The following is a 24,301-nucleotide window of genomic DNA, read 5'->3' as shown; positions in this document are numbered from 1 at the left end:
TAAACGTATTTGAGGTTATTTGATTGTGAATAAAGGGCTTTTTTTAACGGTAGAGGGCGTGGAAGGCGTAGGTAAATCCACTAATATCGCATTTATTCGTCAGGCGCTAGAGTCTCGAGGTATAGATGTTGTTGTCACCCGAGAGCCGGGTGGTACCGATATGGCGGAAGAAATTAGAGAGGTTTTACTTAAAAATAGAACTGAAACGGTGGCTGAAAGCGCTGAATTATTACTCATGTTTGCAGCAAGAGCCCAGCATATTGAAAGTTTGATTAAACCCGCACTTGCAGAAGGTAAGTGGGTTATATCTGACCGCTTTACTGATGCCACTTACGCATATCAAGGCGGTGGTAGGGGGGTTGATGCTGAGAAGATTGGTATTTTAGAACGGTTTGTTCAAGGGGGATTTAGACCCGATAGAACAATATTATTAGACGCATCCGTTGAAATAGGTATGGCTAGAGCCCATAAAAGAGGGGTGCTAGATCGATTTGAAAATGAAAAAACCGCATTTTTCGAACGAGTGAGAAATGTTTACTTAGATAGAATGAATAACGAACCACAACGATTTGAGATAATCGACGCGTCTAAAACGCTTGATAATGTACAGCGTCAGCTCAAAACGGTAATAGAAAAGATTATAGATACATCGGTTTAATATTTGCTTTATTCGACTGATGATCAACTTTAATTAGATTGTTCTGGATAAACTGTTCTGGAGAAATTATGAAACGTATTATGCTGTTTATTGCGACTAACTTCGCGATATTGATTGTTTTGGGCATTGTACTTAATGTCGTTTTACCAATATTAGGAATACACCCTGAAGGCACTAGTGGTCTTTTAGTTATATCTGCTGTTTTTGGTATGGGGGGCTCTTTTATTTCGCTCGCAATGTCTAAATGGGTTGCTAAAAGAAGCGTGGGTGCTTATGTCATTGAGCAACCTCGCAATGCGCAAGAAAGCTGGCTTTTGAGTACTGTAAAAAAACAAGCAGATGCAGCAGGCATTGGCATGCCGGAAGTCGCAATGTATGACTCTCCCGAGATTAATGCGTTTGCGACGGGGATGAATAAAAATAATGCATTGGTAGCCGTTAGCACTGGGCTGCTTCAGAGTATGACGCAAGATGAAGCAGAGGCAGTACTAGGCCATGAAGTAAGCCACGTAGCTAATGGTGATATGGTTACTATGACTCTGCTTCAAGGTGTGATGAACACCTTTGTATTCTTTTTTGCTCGCATAGCGGCGAGTGCGATTAGCCGGGGCAGTGATAACCGTTTCGTTTACTTTTTAACGGTGATGTTCTTCCAAGTTGTATTCGGTGCCCTAGCCAGTATTATCGTCATGTGGTTTTCTCGTTACAGAGAGTTCCGTGCCGATGAAGGTGGTGCCAGCTTAGCAGGCAAGCAAAAGATGATTGATGCATTAAGACGATTGCAAGGTGATAAAACTGAAAGTCAACTTGATGGACAATTAACCGCTTTTGGTATTAGTGGTAAAAGGGCAATGTCTGAGCTGTTTATGAGCCATCCTCCATTAGAGAAAAGAATAGCGGCATTACAGGGGCGGCAATAACGTTTAGCTGCGCCAAAGTGGTACTCCTACATGAATTAACACACACTTAATAGCATTTGTAGGAGCACCACTTTGGCGCGAAAAAGAATTTAAACACTAAGCTTTTGCTTTAGCACAAATTTCTAAAAGCGTACCTTTGGTCGATCTTGGATGCATAAAGGCAATCAAGTTTCCGTGTGCACCTTTCCGTGGAACGGTGTCGATCATTTCAAAATCTAGCCCAGAAAGACGCTCTATTTCTGCTTCAATATCATCAACAGCTAGGGCAATATGATGCATACGCCCCCCGTTTTTATCGATAAACTTAGCAATTGGGCTTGATGGGTCGGTGGCTGCGAGCAGTTCGAAATATGATTCACCTACTTTAAAAAAAGCAGTTTCAACTTTTTGTTCGTCAACGACTTCAGTGCCGACAAACTCAAGGCCTATATTTTTATAGACCTCGATGGCTTCTTTAAGGTCTGTTACTGCAATACCCAAGTGGTCAATTTTCTTAATCATGGTTTAACACTCTACTTTAAAAGCCTCCTCGCTCTGTTGAACGAGGAGATTTTAGATTACTCACTAATACCCATGTTGGTGTCTTTAGCGCCGACTAAGACAGACATGTTTCCAGCCGGGTGTTTGTTTTCATACATTAATTGGTGAGCTTCTGGTAACTGGTCGTAGGTATACGTATTGGCAAGGCATGGATCAACTTTACCAGCAGCAACTAAATCATTAATACCTTTGGCCTGATCATCGTTGGCAAAATGAGAGCCCTGCAAGCGCTTTTGACGCATCCAGTGGTAGCGAAGGTCTAAGGTAGCATTAAAGCCAGTGGTACCCGCACAGATAACGACCATTCCACCGGTTTCACAAACAAACACCGAGGTAGGTAGTGTTGTTTCACCAGGGTGTTCAAATACGATATCGACGCCACGTTTCTCACCCAGGATATCCCAGATAGCTTTACCGAATTTACGTGCCCCTTTTACCCACTGGCCGTATGCTTCTTGATCTTTCCAGTGAGGCATCATACCCCAGTGGTCAAAATCATTACGGTTGATGCAACCTATTGCACCAAGCTTCATGCAGAAATCGATCTTGCTATCATCAGAAATGACGGCAATAGGTTTAGCGCCTTGCGCTTTAGCAATTTGAATCGCCATGGAGCCGATACCGCCAGCCCCCCCCCAAACTAAAACAACATCATCTTTTTTAACCGTGTTTGGTTGCCAGCCCATAAGCATGCGGTAAGACGTTGCACCTACTAACATATAGGTTGCGGCCGCTTCCCAGCTTAAGTGCTTAGGCTTAGGAAGTAGTTGGTGGTCTTGAACTTTGGTAAATTGAGCAAAACTGCCATAGTTTGTCTCATAGCCCCAAATTCTGAAGCTATCGTCATACATGGGGTCTTTACCGACTTGTTCCATTGGGCAGTTTTTCTGCCAGCTACCACAGTGAGCAACAACTTCATCACCAACTTTTACGCTAGTAACATCTTTACCGACTTTATAAACGATACCAGAGGCGTCGGAACCGCCAATGTGAAAGTTTTCGGTTTCACCCGCTTTGTTTCGTGCTGCTATAACGTTTACGGGTACGCCAAGGCCTGCCCAAACATTATTATAGTTAACACCTGCAGCCATGACATAGACCAAAACTTCATCATCTTTTATGGCAGGCACATCAAGCGTTTCTTTCTGAAACGCTTGAGTAGGCTCGCCAAAACGTTCTGGGCGAATAAGCCACGCGTGCATTTTTTCAGGTACTTCACCTAATGGTGGTGCTTCGCCGATTTCGTAAAGATTTTTGGTTGCTGTCATAGCAGTTTCCCTTTTATTTTAAGTTTATTAAATTGGTTAATCTGTAATAGCGAGAGAAGGGATAACCGCGTGTATCGCATCTAAAATGATGCTTTCCTTCTTCTCATAACTATTGTGTGACTGAAGTTCGTAAGCGGGTAATGCATTAAGTTGTGATGTGCCGAAGCGACCGAACTCCTGTTGAACCCACTTACGTAGATAAAATAATTCTTGCTCTCGTGTATCCTTTCTTACTGCTGGATCTGAATAAAGTTGAAGTATGAAGCTTGATAGCTCATCAATGCCTTTTTGTTTAATCGCACTGGTTAAAAATATCTTCTTTGCTGCGTCAACCTCTTGGTCAATTGACACATTAACGAGTTTTAGACTCGACTTTAAAAGGTGATAACTTTTTTTCGCGAGACTATCTTCGTCACACTTATTAATAATGAACGTATCGGGAACTTCCATTATGCCTGCTTTCATAAACTGAACTTGGTCACCCGCAAACGGTTGAAGTATCAGGCATGTGTGATCACTAAGTTGTTCAATTTCAATCTCGCTTTGGCCAATACCGACGGTTTCGATAATAATGATGTCGAATAGATGTCTTAGCAGGCGGGTAACTTGGTATGTCTTTTTGCCTACGCCCCCTAAGTCTAGGTCTGAAGCCTGAGAGCGAAAGAATAAACGATTGTCATTAATTGGGAAGTTAGTACGCGTGCGGTCGCCTAATAGAGAGCCGCCCGACCGCTGACTCGAAGGGTCAACCGCCAAGACTGCAATCGAAAGCTCAGGTTTTTTGTCTAGTATATTTAGGCAAACTTCACCTATAAGGCTAGACTTTCCCGCGCCCGGAGTCCCCGTTATACCGAGCACTAGTCCGTTTTTTTTCATTTTATCAGGGCGGTTATTAAGCGCCTCGATGACAGTGTGGCGTATCTGTTTAGCTTTATCAGTGCTGGTTTCAAATTGCGAAATCAGGCGAGCTAGAGGCCACTTCTCTAACCTCGTAGCTCGCTCAAGCATATCGTTAATTTCAGTCATCATCGTTGAATCAATGCTGCTTTGATTTCTGCTCATTAATCACGTCCATAATTTCGCCCATGACAACCATTGGGTCAAAATCTTTAGGCGTGAATATGCGTTTAACACCTTTTTCGAGCAGGCTATCGTAATCTGGTTCAGGAATGATGCCACCCAGTATTACTGGTATAGCATCTTTAGCACCATTTTTGTCGAGTTCATCAAATAGCTGGGTGATGATCTCATTATGCGAGCCTGATAGCAGAGAAATTCCGATGAGATCTACGTTTTCTTCAAGTGCAGACTGAACAATGTCGGATGCACTAAGCCTTATTCCAAAATAGACGACATCAAAACCAGCATGTTTTGCTGCAACAGCGATCATTTCGGCACCGTTTGAATGTCCATCGAGTCCGGGTTTGCCTACAACAATGCGAGGACGATAACCATGGGTTTCTATAAAGTTAGCAATTTTCTTACGTACAGACACAAGACTCTCACTATCTTCTTTAATAGACATTGACTGACCATCAACCCCTGTTGGGGGTCTATACTCACCAAAGACGCTGCGAAGTGTTTCTGACCACTCTCCGGTTGTTACACGAGCTTTAGCGCATTCGATGGATGCTTCCATGAGGTTATTATTACTTTTGGCCTCTTCAGCTAGGCGACTAAGTGCTGCTTTCACACGTGCATCATCTCGCGTCCGTTTTGTTTCTTCTAGTGCATCAAGTGTTTTTTGAGCGGCATTAGCGTCGACCATAAAGATACCACCGTCGCTGTCGCTCACCAATGGAGACTCTAAGCCTTCGACCCATTTGTTTTTACCCACAACGATTTGTTCGCCATTTGCGAGGCGGCCCATACGCTGGCTTTGTGATGAGACTAACGCAGACTTCATGTATCCGGTCTTAACGGCTTCTACGCCGCCACCTAGGTCAAGAACGCGGTTGATCTCAGTGTATGCCTGATCTTTGAGTTGCTTAACTTTAGACTCAATAACAACCGAACCTTCAAGTAAGTCGGGATACTCGAGTAAGTCTGTTTCATAGGCAAGAATTTGTTGAATTCTTAATGACCATTGTTGATCCCAAGGGCGGGGCAGTGAGAGTGCTTCGTTCCACGCGGGAAGTTGTAGTGCGCGACAACGGGCTTTACGGCTAAGAGTGACTCCGAGTGTTTCGATTAGAATTCGCCATGCATTGTTTTCAGGTTGTTCTGCTGTTAGCCCAAGCGAGTTGACCTGAACACCGTACCTAAAACGTCTATATTTGGCATTTTTAACACCATATCGCTCTTGTGTTATTTCATCCCACATCTCGCAGAAGGCACGCATTTTTGAAACTTCTTCTACAAAGCGCATGCCGGCATTAACAAAAAACGAGATCCGTCCGACACAACGTTCGAATTCTTCTTCAGTAAAGCAGTCACGCTCTTTGATTGCATCAAGAATCGTAATTGCCGTTACCAATGCAAACGCGAGCTCTTGAACCGGAGTCGCACCAGCTTCTTGTAAGTGATATGAGCAGATGTTCGATGCATTCCAACTGGGAATTTTATGCAAACAAAATTCGTACATATCAACGATGAGGCGCATAGAGTCTTCAGGTGGGAAAATATAGGTTCCCCGTGCGAGATACTCTTTGATAAGGTCGTTTTGCGTAGTACCTTTCAATTGACTAATGTCTACGCCTCGCTCTTCAGCGAGGGCGACATAAAGGGATAATAACCACATGGCAGTGCCATTAATGGTCATTGATGTATTCATTTCTTCAAGAGGAATATTCTCAAATAGAATATGAAAATCATCTAGTGAATTAATAGGAACACCCACTTTACCAATTTCTGGTTTGGCGATGGGGTGGTCGGAGCTATAACCGCACTGAGTTGCCAAGTCCATCGCGATACTTAAACCGGTTTGTCCTTTAGACAAGTTATCACGGTAAAGCGCATTGGTTGCCCATACATTAGTGTGCCCAGCATAGGTGCGAAAAATCCATGGGCGATCGATTGTAGGCTTGCCGTTTTTATCATAGATGGTGTGGTTATTTTGTTCGGTCATAGTTCCTTCCTAGATTTATGCAGCATTCTCAATGAGCGAGCGGGCAATCACTTTCAGTGCTAATGTTTCTTCTGCACCTTCAAAAATTGACAAGACCCTTGCATCGATCCAATAGCGGCTAACTGATGACTCTTCAGCGTAGCCCATCCCCCCATGAATTTGCATGGCTTCTCTGCTTAACCACTCAGAACTTTTACACGCGAACAGTTTAACTAGGCTCGCTTCCATTTGCCCTTTACCTTCGTCCATTAAACGGCCAACTGCATAGGTGAACTGTCTTGATGCGGTTAATAATGTGGCCATCTTAGCTAGTTTTACGAGTGTGAGTTGGTAATCACCAATAGGTGCGCCAAACACTTTACGCTCTTTGGCATAGTTAATACCTGCTTCAAAAGCGGCTTGCATTAAGCCATTCGCACGTGCTGCGGTCTGAATTCGACCACCTGAGAAACCAGCCATGGTGTAATAAAAGCCTTTACCTAATCCGGCTTCGCCACCTAGTAGGTTCGAATCAGGAACAAACACGTCATCATAAAAGACATCAAATGAATGCATCCCACGGTAACCAATGGTTGGGATGGCCTTACCTGTAAGTTTGCCGCCGCCTTCTTGTTGATAAGAAAAGTCATGTCCATCAAACGAAGGTTTTTCAACTAGGAACATACTGAGGCCTTTATGACCAAGGCTCGGGTCCGTATCTGTTCTAGCAAGTGTCAGTAGTACGCCGGCTTTACCGCCAAAGGTACACCAGGTTTTTGCGCCATTCAGTAACCAACCACCTTCTACGCGCTCTGCTTTTAATTTCATGCCTGCGACGTCAGAACCGTAGTCAGGCTCTGTGATGGCGACTGCACAAAATGGGTCTGCAGCCGCTAATTTAGGGAGCCAATACTGCTTTTGTTCTTCTGTTCCACCGGCTAGAAGCGCGCGCGACAAGATTTCAGGGCGTGTAATTAAACTACCTGCTGCGGCCAAAGAACCTCGTGATAACTCTTCAGTGACCACGATCATCCCCATATTATCTTCTTGATCGTCTGGTTGAAGACCTTCATATTTTTCGGGGATTGATAGACCAAAGCAGCCCATTTCTACGAGTGTGTTGAGAATCTCATCTGGCACGATAAGGTCATGCCTATGAATTTCTTCTGCGAGAGGCATGACAACATCAGTGGCAAAGTTTCTAAAGGTCTCACGCATGATCTCTTTATCTTCTTCAAGCACATAGTCGCCAGTGCGACCATTTTCACGAAGTGCCAACTGACCAAGTTCAACTAACTTATCGGTTGATAAGTGCTCGTCACAAAAAGTTTGTACGCTTTCTGAGTCTAATGTATTGATAAAGTCTTCACGCGTTAGTCCAAATTCTTTCTTTCTTGGCGCTAAACGACCCCGAATATTTTGAAGTACTTCTGCACAAAACTGTAGGGTGATGCGCTCTTCAATTTGTAAATCTTGTGTGTCGCCTCTGTTGCTTCTGATTTTACGTGCATAATCAACCATGCACTTTGCTCCGGTTAGCTCGGCAGCAGAAAACGCTAAGTCGTAAGATACAAGTTGATAATGATCTAACTTAGAGGCTGATATGCGTCCGGCTTCGTTCAGGCAGTTCTTTTTGACGAAGCTCAATGATTGATTTAACAGCTGCTGTCCTAGTTCGACTGCAGCCAGAGCTTGGTCAATAAGTTGTGATGGGTGCTGAGACAAGAGGCCTCCTAATTAGTGTAAGTAGGGAATAAAAGGGGCAATTAAGACCAGCACAGTTTATATAAATGAGTGCGGTATTAGCCTAAAGTATTAGTTAAATAGTCGAGATATCCTATATTAATTAGATTTATAACTAAAGAAAATCTCGGGCTGACTGCTCTAAAACTGAGCATGTATGTGATTATTATCAAAATTTTGAGTTTTTTTGGTGCAGTTTACAGGATGATATTTAGTCAAAAAGAGAGAAATTACAAACACTGTTTACGGATTGATCACTATTTTACCTGTATGTTTGTTGGATTTAAGGAATGAAAAAGCCTCTTTAAACTGAGGTAAGGTAAATTTCTGTGCTATCACGGGGGTTAACTGGTTAGTGTTAATGCCCTTGGTTATTTGTGTGACACATTCATCTAGTATTTCAGGGTTTTCTAGTACCTCGTCTAAGGTAAAGCCTTTAACTGTTAACAGCCTTTTCATTAATACGCCGGCGTGTATATCCATGGGGCGTCTATCTAGCATGCCCTGTATGATTATTTTACCGCCTTTAGCAGACCCTTGTACTAGGTCGCGTATATCGGGACCCGCAACTGCATCAAATACAAGGTCTGTCCCTTTATTCTGAGTTAGGTGTTTTATTTGTGTAACATAATCATCTGTTTTCATATTGATGACATGTTGGGCGCCTAATTGGTTTAGTTGCGCCATTTTTTCTTCGCTAGTCGTAGTCGCAATTGTGTTAGCGCCGAGCATGTTGGCTATCTGTATGGCTGCGATGCCAACGGAGCTTGATGCAGCGGTTATGACGACAGATTGCCCTTGCTTTAATTGGCCATCGATAATGAGACCGCCCCAAGCGGTTAGGTATTGCATCCAAATGGAACCCGCATCCTCATCAGATATGCGGTCAGGTGTAGGGATTAAGGTGTTTGCATCATAAATACCGTATTCGGCCATACAGCCTTGATGGCTTACATTGAGTACGAGTGGGGTAATGGCTACTCGATCCCCCACGCTATAATCAACCTCAGGACCAACCGCATCAATAATACCTGCGCCTTCAAACCCTAGTCGGCTGTAGTTTGTATCGATGTTGGTTGAGGCTAGGCGCGAAAACTGTGGTTTGAAGAAGTAACGACCTTCAGGGAATAAAGTGTCAGCTCGGTTTAGTCCTGCTGACGTTATTTTTATACGAACTTGGCCTTTTTCAGGTGTTAATAGTGGTAAATCGGCTAGCTCGACAGTTTCTATTGCCCCTAGTTGCTTGAAAATGAGCGCTCGCATAAACAATTCCAGTCGTGTTACAAAAGATCATTGAGGTGAATGTTACTAAGATCAAAAATGGATTTATAGCATACTGTGGTTTATGATTCTGAAAAAAATTTAGGGAGTGAGATATGAAAGGTATCCTTTCGGGTATGCGGGTAGTAGAAGCATCAGCATTTGTTGCAGCACCTTTAGGTGGGATGACGCTGGCTCAGTTGGGCGCAGATGTTATTCGTATAGATGCTATCGGAGGGGGGCTGGATTACCGTCGATGGCCTGTTACAGACGATAATGTCAGTCTTTTTTGGGCCGGTTTGAACAAGTCAAAGCGCTCTGTGGCGTTAAATTTTAGATCACCCGAAGGGTCTGAGCTCGCTCGTCAAATCATTACAGCTCCAGGCAAAGAGGCTGGCATGCTGTTAACTAATTTTCCGCCAAAAGGGTGGCTTTCATTTGAAGCGTTAACGGCTCATAGAGAAGACCTTATACAGCTAACGATTCAAGGCGATCGCCATGGTGGCTCTGCAGTTGATTATACCGTTAACCCTGCGATCGGCTTACCTTTCTTAACCGGCAGTACAGAGAGTAAAGAACCATCAAACCATGTATTACCTGCATGGGATTTGGTGACCGGACAAATGGCGGCATTGGGCTTGCTTGCTGCCGAGCGGCATCGCAATCGTACCGGTGAAGGCCAGCACGTTAAACTAGCATTAGCCGATGCCGCGATGGCTGTTATGGGGCATCTCGGATTTATAGCAGAAGCTCAATTGGGGCAAGAACGGCCTAGATATGGTAATTATCTCTTCGGTGCCTTTGGTCGTGACTTCCTATGTAACGACGGCGCAAGAGTGATGGTTATTGGGCTCACGGGCAGACAGTGGAAGTCGTTATGTATAGCCACTGAAACAACCGCTGCTATGGCCGCGCTAGGTGAAGCGTTAGGGCTAGACCTGTCTCAAGAAGGTAACCGGTTTGCGGCTCGAGAAGAAATTTCAGCCCTTATTGGAGGATGGATAGCACGTCATTCATTTGCACAAGTCGAACAAGTATTTAATGCAAATGGCGTATGCTGGAGTCGATACCAAACGGTTAAGCAGATGGTAGACACTAATCCAGATTGCTCAGCCGACAATCCAATGTTCAACCAAATTGATCAAGCGGGAGTGGGTAGTCATTTGGCAGCGGGTGCACCTTGGAATTTTTCTGCATTTGAGAGAGCGCCGGCTCGACCTGCACCTAAGCTAGGCCAGCATACTGATGAAGTATTAACTGATGTATTGGGACTTGATTCTGCACAAATAGGCAAATTACACGATAAGGGTGTGATTGCAGGAGCTTAGTTTAAAGAATCAGCCGAAACCCTGATTCCGCTTAACTGCATCAAGGCTATAAAAATATTACTTATTACTATTATTAAAAGAATCAAATAGGCAATGACATGTCAGCAATAGATATCGCACACTTACAAACATGGATTGGAAAGCAAGAAACCTTATACGATGATATTTCGTTGTTCCCAGCGCAAGCGCTAGCCGCAGCACTTGATAATGATGCTTTGCCGAGTAAAGGGGATTCGTTACCGCCATTTTGGGAGTGGATGTACTTTTTACCGACGCCAAAGGCATCTGCTACTGGCGAAGATGGGCATCCTGCAAAGGGTGGGTTTTTGCCACCGGTTCCATTACCAAGAAGAATGTGGGCAGCAGGTGAGGCCCAGTATATTAAACATGTGGTGATCGGTGAGCCCGCTTCACGCGTTTCGACTATTGAATCTGTTGATTTAAAAGAGGGTAGTACCGGTACATTAATTTTTGTAACGGTTAAACACGAAATTTATCAGCAAGATGAGCTTTGTATTAGTCAGCTACAAAATATTGTTTATCGAGAACAACCTGCTGCTGACGCGCCATTACCGCCAGTTAAAGCGCCTCCTGTTGATGCGACTTGGAGCAAAACAATCACACCCGACCCCGTATTATTGTTCCGCTATTCTGCGCTTACATTTAATGGTCATCGAATTCATTATGATAGAACCTACGCTGTACAAGAGGAGTTATACCCAGCCTTGGTTGTTCATGGGCCGTTACTGGTGACTATGTTGTTAGAGTTAGCGAGAGCTGAAGTGCCTCAGGATAGAGTGTCGCGTATTAAATTTAGAGCAGTGCGACCAACGTTTGATACATCACCGTTTAAAGTAGAAGCTAAGCGTGAAGGCGATAAATTACAATTATGGTCTGTTGATAGTGATAATGCGATGTGCATGAAGATAGATGCAGAACTGGGTGAGGCGGTTTAATGGATAATAAAATGAAGCATGCAACGTACCCTGGATGGCGCTCTTTATTATTTATCCCCGTACATGTGGATAAATTTGTAGCAAAAGCGCATACCCGAGGCGCAGACGCTTATATTCTAGACTTAGAAGACAGCGTTCCATTAGCGGAAAAAGCGCTTGCTCGAAGTAAGGTGGTCGGTGCTGCCAAGCAGGTTTCGGTTGATGGCGCAGCGGCATTAGTACGGATTAACCTTGATGAAAGCATGGCACACCAAGACTTAGAGGCCTCTGTCGATGCTTCGGTCGCCGCGATAGTGATTCCTAAAGTTGAGAGCGCAGAGCAGGTTATATCCATTGCCAAAAAGATAAGCCAACTTGAGAGTGATAGAGGCATTCAGAGCGGTCACACTTTGTTGATTGCGATGATTGAATCGGTTGAAGCGTTGCCAAAGCTGGATGAAATTGCTGACGCTCACCCCCGTGTTATTTCTGTCACCTTGGGTTCTGAAGATTTTTCTGCCTCTGCGGGAATGCACTCGATACCTGAAACGTTATTGATGCCTAACCAAATGATTGCGTATGCGTGTCGACGTGTGGGTATCTCGCCATTGGGCTTTCCGGGGTCTATCGCTGACTACAGTAATATAGATGCATTCCGTAAAACGATTCAGTTTGCGAATCAATTAGGGTTTGTGGGCGCATTTTGCATACATCCTAAACAAGCAACGGTGTTAAACGAAGAACTTATGCCGAGTGTTGATGCGGTAGAAAACGCAAAAGGGTTAATTGAGGCATTTGAACAAGGTTTGGCTGAAGGGCGAGGGGCAGTTGAGTATCGAGGTAAGATGATTGATATGCCGGTTGTTATCAGTGCCAGAGAACTTATCACGCGTTATGAAAAAATCATAGCACCTTCAAAAGGCTAACGTTTTAAATGTTGGCTCAGCTAACACGGGTTATTAGCCCGTGTTAGTGTCTACCCATTCGACGTAGTTGCGATAACGTTTACTATTCTTCACCCACAGTTAAAACTATTTTACCGATATGCTGATTGGTCTCCATTAGTCGATGGGCATCTGCTGCTTCTGTAAGTGGGAATACCTTTGCTATGACAGGTTTAATTTTTCCCGCCTCTATTAAGGGCCATATCGTGTTTTTTAAATTTAAAGCAATGCTCGCTTTCGCCTCCTCAGTTTGAGGTCTCAATGTTGAGCCTGTAACAGTTAGACGTTTAAGCATAATCGGTAAAAAATTAGCCTTAACGACCGGCCCTTGCAAAAAGGCAATGTTAACAATTCGACCATCCATCGCAGCAGTTTTAAGGTTCTTAGGGATATAATCGCCCCCGACCATATCTAATATAACATCAACTCCCTTACCCTCTGTTGCTTCTGTAATAACATCAACAAAGTCCGCTTCATGGTAGTTAATGGCAATGTCAGCGCCGAGCTCGAGACATGTGTCGCACTTTTCTTTACTACCTGCTGTTGTAAATACTTTGGCGCCTAATGCTTTAGCCATTTGAATAGCGGTTGTTCCTATACCGCTTGAGCCGCCGTGAACTAAAAATGAGTCTCCAGATTTAAGTTGGGCTCTATCAAACACATTACTCCAGACTGTGAAAAATGTTTCGGGTAATGCTGCCGCCTCTATCATTGAGAGACCTTTAGGAATCGGCAAGCATTGAGAGGCCGGGACACAGACTTGTTCAGCGTATCCGCCGCCATTGGCGAGTGCGCAAACTTTATCACCTATGTTCAAATCATTAACGTCATCACCTAGCGCTATAATTTCGCCTGCTATTTCAAGTCCTAATATAGGTGAGGCGCCTGGAGGTGCTGGGTAGAGCCCTTGCCGTTGAATAACGTCAGGTCTATTAACGCCAGCAGCAATGACTTTCACCAACACTTCGTTGCGGCGGGGTGTCGGTGGGGTTGTGGTATTTAACGTAAGTACGTCTGGTGCACCAAATTCTAGAATGTCGATAAATTTCATTTAATTTTACTCATTAAAATCGTGGTGGCGTATGTATTCTTAATCATAAACATATCCCCTCATTAATCAATACTGTGTATACTTTGAAGATATTCATTTAAGGTGTTAAAAATTAAGGATATTTATGAATTCTGATCAAATGAATGATTTGCTTCAAACACATATACCCTTGTGCGCATTTATGAAGTTGACAGTAACATTATTAACGCCGGACTCAATTAAGACAACAGCCCCCCTTGAGCCTAACTGTAATATGCACGGTACTGGATTTGCCGGGGCTCAGTACTCATTAGCCGTAGCTACTGGATGGGCATTAGTGCATAACCGGTTGGATGTAGCAGGCGCAGCGGGTCAGTTGGTCGTTAAAGAGGCCACTATTCACTATGATCGCCCGGTTACTGATGTAATGGAGTTGGCTGCGAATATTGATGTTTCAATGACTGATCATGAACTTATTAACCAGTTAGCTGGTAAGGGTAAAGTCAGGATCCCGTTAATAGTGAATATAAGTTCAAAAGGTAAAAGGTGTGGCTACTTAGAAGCGAGCTATGTGGTTGTCGCGTAGATAGAATGATCTGTAGTTTAGTCAGCATGTCATTTAGCGGCAGCGTAGTTTATAACTACGCTGCCTGAGTAACGTTAGAGTCGTGGTAGACCGCAGCCACCGGCCCCTAAGTATTCGTATATATCAAAACTCTCATCAACCTGTTCATCTGTTCCTCGCATTCTGTCAATGATTTGCTCTAATTCATTTGCCATGTATTGGAAGAAGTCACGTGACGACACAATTCCTGCAGGGTTTCCTTCTTGATCCATAACAGGTAAGTGGCGAAAGCCTTGGTCTCGAAGTATTTCTGCACACTCTTTGATATGTGTATCGTCTTTAACAACAATTGGGTTAGGGGTTGCTACTTCACTAACGTAAGTTGTTGCTGGGTCGACTCCTTCTGAAACGACGCGATTCAACAAGTCACGCTCAGTAAAAATGCCAGATAGTCGATTATTATCGACCACTAAGATGGCGCCTAAACGAGCTTCTTTCATACGCTTGCATACGGTTGAAACACTCTCGCCTGGAGTCGCAGTGACAAGACTGGTTTTCATTACTTTTTTAACTAGTGCCATTTGAGGTTACCTTTGGTAATTGTCCATTTTTATTTTGATACCTGTAGAATAGCAGTGTATCTAAGCAATATATTTGATTGATCTCATGAGTCGAACAGTTAGTGATTCAAAATGGATAATAATCATCATAAAAACATAAACAAAAGACAAAAAAATACCCGCAATAAAGCGGGTATTTAGTTTCCTAAGAGACCTATTGAAATAGGTCAAAGGAAAGAGGTATTTCTAAGCTAATTTAGTCTTCTACAGACGCGGTAGCTGCTTTACTGGTGTAAGCATCCATCGTGTCGAAGTTCAAATATTTATAAACTTCTTCAGACTTGGAGCTAAGGCTCTTAACTTTCTCAAAGTACTCGGCAGGTGTTGGTATCTTACCCATGATTGCACCAATAGACGCAAGTTCTGCTGATGTTAGGTAAACGTTAGCACCATCACCTAAGCGGTTAGGGAAGTTACGAGTAGAGGTTGATAGCACTGTGCTGTTTGCTTCTACACGTGCTTGGTTACCCATACATAGAGAACAACCCGGCATTTCAGTACGTACGCCTGCCGTTCCGAATGTGTTGTAATAACCTTCTTCCATTAGCTGAGATGCATCCATCTTAGTTGGAGGTGTCATCCAAAAGCGAGTTTGCAATGGCTCTTTGTTTTGAGCAAGCAACTGACCTGCAGCACGGAAGTGACCAATGTTAGTCATGCAAGAACCGACGAATACTTCATCAATTTTGGTGCCTGCAACGTCAGATAGCAATTTAGCATCATCTGGATCGTTAGGGCAGCAAACGATAGGCTCTTTAATGTCAGCAAGATCGATTTCAATAACGTGAGCGTATTCAGCATCGCTGTCAGCACGCATTAATGTTGGGTTAGCCAACCATTCTTCCATTGCTTTTGCACGACGCTCAAGTGTACGTGGATCACCGTAACCTTCTGCAATCATCCAACGTAGCATGGTGATGTTTGAGCTTAAGTACTCAGCAACAGCATCTTCTTCAAGTGTGATAGTACAACCAGCAGCTGAACGCTCTGCAGATGCATCTGATAATTCAAATGCTTGCTCAACACTTAGGTTCTTCAAGCCTTCAATTTCAAGTACTTTACCTGAGAATTCGTTGATCTTGCCTGCTTTTTCAACAGTCAAAAGACCTTGCTTGATTCCGTAGTAAGGAATCGCATGAACCAAGTCACGTAAAGTAATGCCAGGCTGCATTTCACCTTTAAAGCGAACCAATACAGACTCAGGCATATCTAGAGGCATTACACCTGTAGCGGCAGCAAATGCTACAAGACCAGAACCCGCAGGGAATGAAATACCCATTGGGAAGCGTGTATGTGAATCACCACCGGTACCTACGGTATCTGGCAGCAACATACGGTTCAACCAAGAGTGAATTACACCGTCTCCAGGGCGAAGCGCTACACCGCCACGAGTTTGAATAAAGTCGGGCATGGTGTGTTGCATTTCTACATCAACAGGCTTTGGATAAGCCGCTGTGTGGCAGAATGACTGCATAACAAGATCAGCAGAGAAACCTAAGCACGCAAGATCTTTCAATTCGTCACGTGTCATTGGGCCAGTAGTATCCTGAGATCCTACCGTTGTCATCTTAGGCTCACAGTATTGACCTGGGCGAACACCCTCAACACCACAAGCTTTACCTACCATTTTCTGTGCTAGTGTGTAGCCTTTGTTAGTTTCAAAAGGCTCTACTGGCGTACGGAACATTTGAGTTGGCTCAAGACCTAAAACGGTACGTGCCTTGTCTGTTAGTCCGCGACCGATGATCAGTGGGATACGTCCGCCTGCTTGCACTTCATCCAAAATAACATCTGATTTGAATGAGAATTCAGAAACAGTTTCGCCTGCTTCGTTAAGAATCTTGCCATCGTATGGGCGAATTTCAACAACGTCACCCATGTTGATTTTGTCGACAGGTGCTTCGAATACAAGTGCGCCGGCATCTTCCATTGTGTTGAAGAAGATAGGTGCTACTTTAGAACCAAAGCATACGCCACCCGTGCGCTTGTTTGGAACGCCCGGCATATCATCGCCGAAGAACCAAAGTACAGAGTTGGTCGCAGACTTACGTGAAGAACCAGTACCGACAACGTCACCAACAAATGCTACTGGGTAGCCTTTTGCTTTAATTTCTTCAATCTGGCTGATCGGTCCAGTTACACCGTGCTCTTCAGGTGTTAAACCGTCACGTGTCATCTTAAATGCAGCGCGTGCGTGTAAAGGGATATCTGGACGTGACCATGCATCAGGAGCAGGAGACAAGTCATCAGTGTTGATTTCACCTGTTACTTTAAAGATAGACATCTTGATGCTTTCAGCAACTTTGTCTCGCTTGGTGAACCATTCTGCATTTGCCCAAGATTCAATAACTGCTTTTGCAGTTGCGTTTCCAGCTTCCATTTTTTCTTGTACATCATGGAATGCATCAAACATCAACAATGTATCTTTAAGCTTTTCACCCGCAAGTTCTGCAAGTTCTGGAATATCTAGAAGGTCGACCAAAGTAGCGATGTTGTAGCCACCCTGCATCATACCTAAAAGCTCAACCGCTTTTTCTTTGCTAACTAATGGAGATTCAGCTTCGCCTTTGACGATGGCTGTTAAGAACGCTGCTTTTACATAAGCTGCTTCGTCTACACCAGGAGGGATACGGTTTTCAAGTAAGTCAACCAGAACTGCTTCTTCGCCAGCAGGTGGATTTTTAAGTAATTCTACAAGACCCGCTACTTGTTCAGCGTTAAGCGCTTTAGGTGGTACTCCTTCAGCTTCACGCTCTGCTACGTGTTTACGATATGCTTCTAGCACAATTTAAACCCTCATCAGTTCCTGAACCCGGATATCTATGTATAGATATCTCGGGAGTTGTTGATTGATATATCCGAATCGCAACGTTTCCGTCTAGGTTTGGGATGCATCAGTCTTAATTTTTTTAAGCGGCCATATTCTACAGTATTTGAATGAAAATGTTAAGATTGTAATCTAAGTGTGTTGCCATACTTTCGTACATGTCTGCCGTTGTACTTTGGTGGTTAATCAAATATTTAAGCAATATAATGTCATCTATATTGGGTCTTCCCTTAGTTTTTCAACTCTAGAGGTCGTGTGTGTCGCATCAACAAGATTTATCTGAAATCTATACCTTTTTACCTTGTGAAACCCCGCGTGAATGGGTTGAGTGCGCACTCAAAAATGAAGCAAAGATGCTAATTGATCATGCTCATTGTGAAAGAAAAGCGGCGTCTACAGCGATTAACCTTATGTATCGGTATCCTGATAGGCTTGATTTGCAGGCTAAAATGTCGAGATTAGCGCGTGAAGAGTTACGCCATTTTGAGCAGGTCTTGGCTATATTGAAAAAAAGAAATATTCCTTTTAGGGGGATGTCTGCTTCGCGTTATGCAGGAGAGATGCGAAAGTATGTTAGAAAAAACGAGCCGGGGCAGTTGGTTGATGTGCTTATTATCGGTGCTTTTATAGAGGCTAGGTCATGTGAGCGCTTTGCAAAAATATCACCTTATTTGGATGATACTCTTAAGAAGTTTTATTTATCGTTGCTTAAGTCAGAAGCACGACACTATCAGGATTATTTAACGTTGGCGCGAGATGCTGCGGGTGGTTCGATAGATGAAAGAGTCGCTGAGTTTGCTGATCTAGAAAAAAACTTAATACTGGGTGAGGATGAGCAGTTTCGCTTTCATAGTGGGGTTAAGAAATGTATAGAGGGGTTAGGTGTAGGTGAGTAACTATCTACCCTTAAAGCATGGCGCTTATAGGGTAGTCGTTGTCATGACCAGAACGCGCTGCATTAGTTCGCTAAAGGGTAATTAATTAGCGCTATTTTACCTGAGTCGTTCGCTTCTATGTACCAAACGTATTTATCCCAGTCACCTAGCACTATTCGCTTTGCCGCTTTGCTATCGATCTCAAACTTATGAACTGCAGGTCGATGAGTATGCCCGTGAATCAATATGTCAACACCGTGTTTTTTTAGTGAAGATACGACTTCGGAAGGGGTGACATCCATTATTTCTTGCGCTTTTCCTTTGTTTTTAGCTTGGCTAATGGTGCGTAATTGCTGGGCTACAAGCTGCCTTTCAGGTAGGCTGCGTTTTAAAAATAAGGTTTGCCACTGCTCATCTCTCATGTTTTTCCGAAACTTCATGTACTCGAGGTCATGGGTGCAAAGGCTGTCACCATGCATAAGAAGTATATCTTGGCCATAAAGGTTAACGACCGATGGGTCCTCTAAGAGTTGAGCACCGGTTTCTTCACAAAATAACGGGCCCATGAGGAAATCTCTATTTCCGTGCATTAAAAACAGCTGAGTGCCTGATTCGCTCACCGCTTTAAGTTTTTGTTTAACGCTTAATTGCAGGGGGGTATTTTCGTCATCGCCAATCCAAGCCTCGAAAAAATCGCCTAGAATATAGAGTGCGTCAATACCTTGCGCTTTCGTATCAAGAAAGTTAAAAAACGCCTCGATAATTTCGGGGCGTTTCTCCTCAAGGTGAAGATCTGAGATAAATAGGGTTGTCATTAACCGTCCTAGTCTTCGATAACTTGAGCAGATTCGATAACAATGTCTTCTACAGGGACGTCTTGGTGGCCTGCTGCCATTGTCGTTTGAACATTCTTAATTTTTTCTACGACGTCCATACCGTCAGTTACTTTACCGAATACTGCGTATCCCCAGCCTTCAGTTGTCTCTGATGTGTGGTCTAAGAATCCATTGTCTTTCACGTTAATGAAAAACTGTGCTGAAGCAGAGTGTGGGTCCATTGTTCTAGCCATGGCAACAGTGCCATTTGAGTTACTTAAGCCGTTGTTAGCTTCATTTTTAATCGTGGCTTTCGTTTCTTGTGGTGTCATGCCTGGGCCAAAACCGCCGCCTTGAATCATGAAGTTGCTGATCACTCGATGAAAAATTAGGCCGTTATAAAAACCATCGCGAACATTTTGTTCGAAGTTCTTGGCTGTTACGGGCGCGTTTTCGTAATCAAGCTCAAGAGTGATGTCGCCAAAGTTGGTCTTTAATTCAATCATCGATGCTACCTATTTTGTGTTTAGTGCCAAATATGGAAAATGAGAGTACTCATCCTTTTGTTGATTTTGTATTGTAGTGAATATGGGAGATAAAAAAAATGGCTGTTTGTAAGCAAATCGGGCGATCATAAGTTAAAACTGCCCAAGTATTGTTATTTTTTATTGTATATAATGTCCCACAATCCATTTAAGCGTCTATTCTGCTTCCACTAATTACGCACGAAATAAGTAAAAACTATGGCTACCTCTGAAATTAAAGCATCAAGCAACTTTATTCGAAATATTATTGAAGAAGATGTAAAGGCGGGTAAACAGTCAAAGATAGTGACCCGCTTTCCACCTGAGCCCAATGGTTACCTCCATATTGGTCATGCGCGCTCAATTTGGCTGAACTTTGGTATGGCTAAAGAGTTTGGCGGTGATTGCAATTTGAGGTTTGATGACACGAATCCTGAAAAAGAAGAGCAGGAGTATGTTGATTCTATAAAAGAAGATGTGCGTTGGTTGGGTTATCAGTGGAGCGGTGATGTTAAGTATGCCTCTGAATACTTTGACCAGTTTTATGAGTGGGCACTTCATCTTATTAAAGAAGGCAAGGCGTATGTTTGCGACTTGTCTGCTAAAGAGTCTAGTGAGTATCGCGGTTGGGCCACAAAACCAGGTAAAGATAGCCCTTATCGCAGTCGTTCAATTGAAGAAAATCTTTTGTTGATCGATAAGATGCGAAAAGGTGAGCTTGAAGAGGGGAGTTGTGTACTTAGAGCGAAGATTGATATGGCATCCCCTAATATGAACCTTCGTGACCCAATACTCTATCGAATTCGAAAGGTGCCGCATCATCAGACGGGAGATAAATGGTGTATTTATCCCAGTTATGATTTTGCCCATGGTCAAGAAGACTCAATCGAGGGTATAACTCATTCTATTTGCACGCTTGAGTTTCAAGATCATAGACCGTTATATGAGTGGTTCCATGAAAATTTACCGGTTCCTAGCAAGCCTAAACAATATGAGTTTGGCCGATTAAATTTGAACTATACGGTTACGAGTAAACGTAAACTCAAGCAACTTGTTGATAGTGGGTTTGTTAATGGCTGGAATGACCCTAGAATGCCGACTGTTTCAGGCATGCGTCGAAGAGGGTATACACCTGCTTCATTAAAAACATTTTGCGATATGGTGCCGGTGAGTAAAAGTAATAGTGTCATTGATGTGTCGGTACTAGAGCGAGCAATCAGAGACGACCTAAATGATAATGCGCCAAGGGCGATGTGTGTAATGGATCCGCTTAAGGTTGTTATTACTAACTTCCCTGAAGGTGAAGTTGAGGATATGGTTGCAGCGTCTCACCCTAGTAAGCCAGAGCTTGGAGAGCGCACTCTACCTTTCACACGAGAGCTTTTGATTGATCGCAGTGATTTTAACGAAGATAGCTCACTTTCTAGAAAGAAATTTAAGCGGTTAGTGTTGGGTGAATGGGTTCGCCTGAGAGGCGCTTACATTATTAAGGCAAATGAGGTGGTTAAGGATGAGAGTGGCGAAATTTCTCAGATTAATGCTTCTCTAATTCCGGATACTGTTGGCAATGACGCACCAGAGGGTATAAGACCACGAGGCGTTATTCATTGGGTGTCAGAAAAGTACGGTGTTCCTGCTGAGATCAGGCGTTACGATAGGCTGTTTAATCATGAGTCGCCTGATCAGGGGGATGAGGATTTTATGACTTATATTAATGCTGATAGTTTGTCGGTTATAACTGCCATTGTTGAGCCTTCAGTTGCTAATTGTCAGGCTGAAACCTCATTTCAGTTTGAGCGTGAGGGGTACTTTGTCGCTGATCGTTATGACCATGCTGCCGGCAAACCGGTCTTCAATATGACAATTGGATTAAGAGACACCTGGGCAAGTAAGTAGTTTCTTGATTTTTTGAAGTTGGTGAAAGGCGGCTAGCTTAATTTGCCAGCATCTACGTTTAGTTTCATTATTAGTGAGGCTTTGCCTCTGAGTAATTGTTGTTAATTTAGGGTTTTGATTAATGTCACTTCAAATATTTAATACGTTAACACGCAAGAAAGATATCTTTACGCCGATTGAAGAAAATAAAGTAAAGATGTATGTGTGTGGCATGACTGTGTATGACTATTGCCACTTAGGGCATGCGAGAGTGCTAGTCTCATTTGATGTGATTGTACGTTATTTGCGATCTCAGGGTTACGATGTCACTTATGTGCGTAATATAACGGATATAGATGACAAAATTTTAAATCGGGCCAACGAAAACGGTGAGTCTTTTACCTCATTAACTGAGCGCTTTATTGAGGCGATGCATGAAGATGAAGCACGTTTAAGCGTTAAAAAGCCTGACATTGAGCCAAAAGCCACATCACATATTGCTGAGATCATCTCGATGATACAGCAGTTAATTGATAATGGTTTTGCGTATACGGCTAGTAATGGTGATGTGTATTACTCGGTGGATAAATTTCCAGAGTATGGTGCGTTATCTAAGAAGAATCCTGAAGAATTACTTGCTGGTGCACGAATAGGTGTCGAAGATGCAAAGAAGGATCCTAGAGATTTTGCGCTTTGGAAATCAGTTAAAAAAGATGAGGTCAGCTGGGATAGCCCTTGGGGAGCTGGCAGACCTGGGTGGCATATTGAGTGTTCAGCTATGTCTACTTGTTGCTTAGGTGATACGTTTGATATTCATGGTGGTGGGCCTGATCTTCCGTTTCCGCATCATGAAAATGAAATTGCTCAATCAGAAGGGGCAACAGGTAAAAAATATGTTAACTACTGGATGCATGCAGGTGCAATTCGAGTTAATAAAGAGAAAATGTCTAAGTCTCTTGGTAATTTCTTCACCATACGTGATGTGCTAGAGCGGTATCCAGCAGAAGTGGTAAGATACTTTTTGGTTTCTAGTCATTATCGAAGTCAGGTTGATTATTCTGAAGAAAGCCTGAAAGAAGCGCAGTCTGCTTTGTCTCGACTGTATACGGCTTTGCGGGATGTTGAATCGGTTGAAGGTGGGGTGTCAGAGCTTGCTTTGGCGGACGAGTATAAAGCAAGATTTAAAAAGGCAATGAATGATGACTTTAATACGCCTGTTGCTTTAGCGGTGATGTTTGATTTGGTTAAAGAATTAAATCGCGCAAAAGCAAGTGGAGAGGCGACTGTTGGTCAATTGGCGCAACTACTTCGTGAGCTAGGAGAAATATTAGGTATTCTTCAGTTAGATGCAGAGGAGTTTCTTAAATCAAGTAGTGGGTTTAGTAATGATTCAATTAATGAGGCCGAGATCGAACAATTGATTATTGATCGTGTAAATGCACGACAAAATAAAGACTGGGCTGAGTCTGACCGAATTAGGGATTACCTTAAGGATGAAGGGGTGATTCTAGATGACCGAAAAGAAGGAACTGTTTGGAGGAGGGGGTAGGTACATTATCTCTTTTGAATAAAAAAAGCGCCAATTAGGCGCTTTTTTTATAGCTGTTGATTTTACGTAGAGTGATTTTTATGAATGTAGTTTATCCGCTGCGTAAAGTGTGTTTTCCATAAGTGTTGCAACTGTCATTGGGCCAACGCCACCGGGAACAGGGGTAATCCATCCGGCTCTTTCTTTAGCTGAGTCAAATTCAATATCACCTACGAGCTTTCCGGTATCAAGTCGGTTAATGCCTACATCTATGACAATTGCACCGGGTTTTATCCATTCACCTTTGACGATGCCTGGTTTGCCTACGGCGACAACGACGATATCCGCCAAAGCCACTTTTTGGTCTAGGTTTTGGGTAAAGCGGTGGGTTGTTGTTACTGTGCAGCCTGCAAGCAATAACTCTAGTCCCATCGGGCGACCAACAATATTAGACGCGCCTACTATGATGGCATCTTTCCCTCTAATGGCTTCGCCAGTGCTTTCAAGAAGTGTCATGATACCTTTTGGTGTGCAGGGGCGTAGAAGGGGTAATCGTTGCGCCAACTTGCCTAGATTAAAAGGATGAAAGCCATCAACGTCTTTGTCTGGGCGGATTTGTTCAAGGATCTTATCTGCATTAAGGTGCTTGGGGAGAGGGAGTTGGACAAGTATTCCGTCAATCTCTCTATCTTCATTTAGTCTGTCGACTAAGATTTCTAATTCTTCTTGTGTGGCATTTGATTCAAGTTTGTAAGAGCGAGACTCAAATCCAACCTCTTCGCACGCATTGGTTTTATTCTTAACATAGACTTGAGAGGCTGCGTCTTCGCCTACGAGTACGACAGCAAGGCCTGGAGCTCTAAGGCCTTTACTGATTCGTTCTTGTACTCCAATAGCTACTTTTTTTCTGACTGATGCGGCAATTGCTTTGCCGTCAATGAGTTTTGCGCTCATGTGGGTGTCTTCGCCTGTGTAGTAAAGTTTAGAAACGTTTATAAAG

The 24,301-nt window shown here is 43.4% G+C and carries 21 protein-coding genes; 9 read left to right on the top strand and 12 right to left on the bottom strand.

The window, feature by feature from the left end; translation table 11 throughout:
• The first annotated feature begins 25 nt into the window (after nucleotides 1-25).
• Both tmk and htpX read left to right on the top strand, forming a co-directional pair.
• On the top strand, nucleotides 26-658 hold the full coding sequence (tmk, locus tag NKI27_RS11445) for a dTMP kinase (RefSeq protein ID WP_265046184.1): 633 nt from the start codon (nucleotides 26-28) through the stop codon (nucleotides 656-658).
• Between the two features lie 68 nt (nucleotides 659-726).
• Nucleotides 727-1,578: a protease HtpX gene (gene htpX / locus NKI27_RS11440; protein ID WP_265046183.1), complete on the top strand. Its 852-nt coding sequence runs from the start codon at nucleotides 727-729 to the stop codon at nucleotides 1,576-1,578.
• A gap of 96 nt (nucleotides 1,579-1,674) precedes the next feature.
• On the opposite strand, the gene mce is transcribed toward htpX, so the two are convergent.
• The 6 genes from mce to NKI27_RS11410 all read right to left on the bottom strand — a co-directional run bounded on the left by mce (nucleotide 1,675) and on the right by NKI27_RS11410 (nucleotide 9,438).
• Nucleotides 1,675-2,079, bottom strand: coding sequence for a methylmalonyl-CoA epimerase (gene mce / locus NKI27_RS11435; protein ID WP_265046182.1), 405 nt, complete (start codon nucleotides 2,077-2,079; stop codon nucleotides 1,675-1,677).
• Between the two features lie 56 nt (nucleotides 2,080-2,135).
• On the bottom strand, nucleotides 2,136-3,386 hold the full coding sequence (ccrA, locus tag NKI27_RS11430; protein WP_265046181.1) for a crotonyl-CoA carboxylase/reductase: 1,251 nt from the start codon (nucleotides 3,384-3,386) through the stop codon (nucleotides 2,136-2,138).
• Nucleotides 3,387-3,422: 36 nt separating this feature from the next.
• A complete protein-coding gene (locus tag NKI27_RS11425) occupies nucleotides 3,423-4,448 on the bottom strand; it encodes a GTP-binding protein (RefSeq protein WP_265046180.1) in 1,026 nt (341 codons plus the stop codon).
• Nucleotides 4,423-6,453: a protein meaA gene (locus NKI27_RS11420; protein WP_265046179.1), complete on the bottom strand. Its 2,031-nt coding sequence runs from the start codon at nucleotides 6,451-6,453 to the stop codon at nucleotides 4,423-4,425. The genes NKI27_RS11425 and NKI27_RS11420 overlap by 26 nt, the downstream gene beginning before the upstream one ends.
• Before the next feature lie 15 nt (nucleotides 6,454-6,468).
• Nucleotides 6,469-8,157: an acyl-CoA dehydrogenase family protein gene (locus tag NKI27_RS11415; protein WP_265046178.1), complete on the bottom strand. Its 1,689-nt coding sequence runs from the start codon at nucleotides 8,155-8,157 to the stop codon at nucleotides 6,469-6,471.
• A 261-nt stretch (nucleotides 8,158-8,418) separates the two neighbouring features.
• On the bottom strand, nucleotides 8,419-9,438 hold the full coding sequence (locus tag NKI27_RS11410; RefSeq protein ID WP_265046177.1) for a zinc-dependent alcohol dehydrogenase family protein: 1,020 nt from the start codon (nucleotides 9,436-9,438) through the stop codon (nucleotides 8,419-8,421).
• A gap of 113 nt (nucleotides 9,439-9,551) precedes the next feature.
• On the opposite strand from NKI27_RS11410, the gene NKI27_RS11405 reads away from it, so the two are divergent.
• The 3 genes from NKI27_RS11405 to NKI27_RS11395 all read left to right on the top strand — a co-directional run bounded on the left by NKI27_RS11405 (nucleotide 9,552) and on the right by NKI27_RS11395 (nucleotide 12,624).
• Nucleotides 9,552-10,763 carry a CoA transferase gene (locus NKI27_RS11405; RefSeq protein WP_265046176.1) on the top strand — a complete coding sequence of 404 codons (1,212 nt, stop codon included), beginning with the start codon at nucleotides 9,552-9,554 and terminating at the stop codon, nucleotides 10,761-10,763.
• A gap of 98 nt (nucleotides 10,764-10,861) precedes the next feature.
• Nucleotides 10,862-11,719 (top strand): FAS1-like dehydratase domain-containing protein, encoded by an 858-nt coding sequence (locus NKI27_RS11400; protein WP_265046175.1) that lies wholly within the window; start codon nucleotides 10,862-10,864, stop codon nucleotides 11,717-11,719.
• Complete coding sequence (locus NKI27_RS11395) at nucleotides 11,719-12,624, top strand: HpcH/HpaI aldolase/citrate lyase family protein (protein ID WP_265046174.1); 906 nt, start codon at nucleotides 11,719-11,721, stop codon at nucleotides 12,622-12,624. Before NKI27_RS11400 ends, NKI27_RS11395 begins: the two co-directional genes overlap by 1 nt.
• Nucleotides 12,625-12,706: 82 nt before the next feature.
• On the opposite strand, the gene NKI27_RS11390 is transcribed toward NKI27_RS11395, so the two are convergent.
• Nucleotides 12,707-13,693 carry an NAD(P)H-quinone oxidoreductase gene (locus tag NKI27_RS11390; RefSeq protein ID WP_265046173.1) on the bottom strand — a complete coding sequence of 329 codons (987 nt, stop codon included), beginning with the start codon at nucleotides 13,691-13,693 and terminating at the stop codon, nucleotides 12,707-12,709.
• A 124-nt stretch (nucleotides 13,694-13,817) separates the two neighbouring features.
• Between NKI27_RS11390 and NKI27_RS11385 the strand changes: the two genes are divergently transcribed.
• The gene (locus NKI27_RS11385) at nucleotides 13,818-14,258 is read left to right on the top strand and encodes a thioesterase domain-containing protein (protein ID WP_265046172.1); all 441 of its coding nucleotides are present in this window, start codon (nucleotides 13,818-13,820) and stop codon (nucleotides 14,256-14,258) included.
• Nucleotides 14,259-14,332: 74 nt separating this feature from the next.
• On the opposite strand, the gene NKI27_RS11380 is transcribed toward NKI27_RS11385, so the two are convergent.
• Together NKI27_RS11380 and NKI27_RS11375 are read right to left on the bottom strand one after the other, a co-directional pair.
• The gene (locus tag NKI27_RS11380) at nucleotides 14,333-14,818 is read right to left on the bottom strand and encodes a CBS domain-containing protein (RefSeq protein WP_265046171.1); all 486 of its coding nucleotides are present in this window, start codon (nucleotides 14,816-14,818) and stop codon (nucleotides 14,333-14,335) included.
• A gap of 235 nt (nucleotides 14,819-15,053) precedes the next feature.
• Nucleotides 15,054-17,642, bottom strand: a complete 2,589-nt coding sequence (locus NKI27_RS11375; protein ID WP_265046170.1) for a bifunctional aconitate hydratase 2/2-methylisocitrate dehydratase — start codon at nucleotides 17,640-17,642, stop codon at nucleotides 15,054-15,056.
• A gap of 299 nt (nucleotides 17,643-17,941) precedes the next feature.
• On the opposite strand from NKI27_RS11375, the gene miaE reads away from it, so the two are divergent.
• A complete protein-coding gene (gene miaE, locus NKI27_RS11370) occupies nucleotides 17,942-18,580 on the top strand; it encodes a tRNA-(ms[2]io[6]A)-hydroxylase (RefSeq protein ID WP_265046169.1) in 639 nt (212 codons plus the stop codon).
• A 62-nt stretch (nucleotides 18,581-18,642) separates the two neighbouring features.
• Here the strand turns inward: miaE and NKI27_RS11365 are convergent, their stop codons facing one another.
• Complete coding sequence (locus tag NKI27_RS11365; RefSeq protein ID WP_265046168.1) at nucleotides 18,643-19,374, bottom strand: UDP-2,3-diacylglucosamine diphosphatase; 732 nt, start codon at nucleotides 19,372-19,374, stop codon at nucleotides 18,643-18,645.
• A gap of 8 nt (nucleotides 19,375-19,382) precedes the next feature.
• On the bottom strand, nucleotides 19,383-19,880 hold the full coding sequence (locus NKI27_RS11360; RefSeq protein WP_265046167.1) for a peptidylprolyl isomerase: 498 nt from the start codon (nucleotides 19,878-19,880) through the stop codon (nucleotides 19,383-19,385).
• 237 nt (nucleotides 19,881-20,117) lie between these two features.
• Between NKI27_RS11360 and NKI27_RS11355 the strand changes: the two genes are divergently transcribed.
• Both NKI27_RS11355 and cysS read left to right on the top strand, forming a co-directional pair.
• A complete protein-coding gene (locus tag NKI27_RS11355; protein ID WP_265046166.1) occupies nucleotides 20,118-21,794 on the top strand; it encodes a glutamine--tRNA ligase/YqeY domain fusion protein in 1,677 nt (558 codons plus the stop codon).
• 121 nt (nucleotides 21,795-21,915) lie between these two features.
• Entirely contained in the window at nucleotides 21,916-23,322 is a 1,407-nt protein-coding gene (gene cysS, locus NKI27_RS11350) for a cysteine--tRNA ligase (RefSeq protein ID WP_265046165.1), read from the top strand.
• Between the two features lie 78 nt (nucleotides 23,323-23,400).
• On the opposite strand, the gene folD is transcribed toward cysS, so the two are convergent.
• Nucleotides 23,401-24,255, bottom strand: a complete 855-nt coding sequence (folD, locus tag NKI27_RS11345) for a bifunctional methylenetetrahydrofolate dehydrogenase/methenyltetrahydrofolate cyclohydrolase FolD (RefSeq protein ID WP_265046164.1) — start codon at nucleotides 24,253-24,255, stop codon at nucleotides 23,401-23,403.
• Nucleotides 24,256-24,301 lie beyond the last annotated feature (46 nt).

The sequence above is a fragment of the Alkalimarinus alittae genome (assembly GCF_026016465.1).
Classification (GTDB): Bacteria; Pseudomonadota; Gammaproteobacteria; order Pseudomonadales; family Oleiphilaceae; genus Alkalimarinus; species Alkalimarinus alittae.
Note: the sequence above shows the minus strand (reverse complement) of the source record. Positions and strands in the feature narration are given on the sequence as shown.